This is a genomic window from Candidatus Nitrotoga sp. M5 (assembly GCF_927904885.1).
In the GTDB taxonomy this organism is placed as follows: Bacteria; Pseudomonadota; Gammaproteobacteria; order Burkholderiales; family Gallionellaceae; genus Nitrotoga.
Genome location: NZ_CAKMNW010000080.1, coordinates 1 through 1,790, shown reverse-complemented (window position 1 = coordinate 1,790; position 1,790 = coordinate 1). Strand labels below are relative to the sequence as shown.

Sequence of the window (1,790 nt, the reverse complement as noted above, 5' to 3'; positions counted from 1 at the left end):
GTAAAGCTTTACATCGTAAAGTATCGGCAATTATTTCAATCAGGGTTTTACGTGAAAACTTATACAACGATTGCCGAGTTGGTTGAGGCCATGAAGTCCGATGATGTACCCAGCGATGTAGTATCACCTGGTGGCGCTGCCGCAATGTTGGGCGTGACTCGACAAGCAATTAATGACCGATTGCATAACGGTAACAGTCTGGAAGCGTGGGGTGCAGAAGGCATCATATTGATCAGCGTTAGATCACTAAAGCTGGCGCGTAAGAAAAAACAGCTTGCCTCAGATAAAGAAGGTGATTGAGCATGAACGCTCCTATGCATCTGCTCCTCTCCGGCCACGACACCATCGAATGTGCGTACTACCTCGCGCCTTCAGAAGGTTGCAAGTTTGACTATGAGCGGTTGGCTGTGGAGAAGGAAACAATGCGCCTGTCCAAGTCGCGGAAACCCACGCTTATCAAACTTGGCAACGAAGAATTTATGCTTGCCGGACATGGCACAGGCAGCGGTTATCCTTACTTGATCGAGAATGAAGCATTCAGCATCCAGTTCGGCGAATTCAACCAACCCTCTTTCTTCGTTACCTTCCGCAGTCTCGCCTTGTGGCACGCCAGCGCCCAAGGTTTGCATGATCGTTTTCTGGCATGGGCGCAATCAGTCGGATTGCAAGCCTATCAGCCTGAAAAGCTATCGCGGGTGGATTTCACCTTCGATTATCACTTGCCTATTATTGATTTCGACGAGGACAACTTTGTTTCCAGCTTTGCCAAAGACAACCAGCACCGCAAGCACGGCAAAGTGCAAACTTTCCGCCTCGGTGAAGGCGACCTCGGACTGCGTATCTACAACAAGTGCGACGAAATACAAGAAAGCAGTCAAAAGACATGGTTCTATGAACTGTGGGGCATGAATCAGGACGTGTGGCGTATCGAATGGCAGGCACGTAAAAAATGGCTGCGACTGGTCGGCATTCGAACCTTCGAGGATTTAAAAGAACGCCAAGGCGATTTGCTGCGCGTGCTCGTCAACGACCACACCACGCTGCGCATCAAGACCGACGACAGCAATCGTTCGCGCTGGCCGTTGCATCCACTATGGCAAGACCTGCAAGCGCGTGTTGCACAAATGGAAGGCTTGGGCGTAATACGTGAATTGGACATGCCAGCTTTGCTGGATCAACGCATGATGCGGATTACGATCAGCATGTATGGCTACATGAAGCGCATCGCCGCTATCTACAGCTTGCAAGGCAAAACGCCTGCCATTTCACTCGATCAAGCACGTGCGCATTTATCAGTTCAGTTAGAACGCATTCATGATCCGCTTACATGGCAAACCGATGTCGAGCGACGCATGACAGAAATGAGAATGGGCGAATGATGATCTTCGAGTTAATCATTCAGTTAATGAACCCACGCAAGCGACGTGTATTAGCACTCGCTGAAATGAACATGGAAAAAGATAAGTTTTTGCTATTCAAAAAAGAATTTCTTCGTGAGTTCGGTAACTCCGAATTTGTGCGTGATTTAGAGCGCGCATTTACGAAGAACGGCAAGGTAAGGAGCGGGGCAGCACCAGCGGAAAGGGAAGGGCAGACATATATTGCAAGAAAGGGGGTGCCATAATGCGTGAACGAATCAAAACAAAACGAGATTCGATTCAAGCCACAAGCGGCGGTCATATCAACCGACGAACTCGCCCTCCTTGAATCCATTCTGCCCGATTTAATTCAGGCGATGCTGCTGCTGCACGTGGAAGACGAGCGCGGAACTGAAAGACGCTCACCAAGCC

General features: G+C 49.5%; 3 protein-coding genes. All 3 read left to right on the top strand.

Features of this window, described 5'->3' with window-relative positions:
• On the top strand, window positions 1–300 hold a 300-nt coding region (locus tag MJ770_RS14490), incomplete at its 5' end, for a hypothetical protein (RefSeq protein ID WP_239255831.1).
• A 2-nt stretch (window positions 301–302) separates the two neighbouring features.
• On the top strand, window positions 303–1,379 hold the full coding sequence (locus MJ770_RS14485) for a hypothetical protein (protein ID WP_239255829.1): 1,077 nt from the start codon (window positions 303–305) through the stop codon (window positions 1,377–1,379).
• Entirely contained in the window at window positions 1,376–1,624 is a 249-nt protein-coding gene (locus MJ770_RS14480; RefSeq protein WP_239255828.1) for a hypothetical protein, read from the top strand. The genes MJ770_RS14485 and MJ770_RS14480 overlap by 4 nt, the downstream gene beginning before the upstream one ends.
• Window positions 1,625–1,790: the final 166 nt, after the last annotated feature.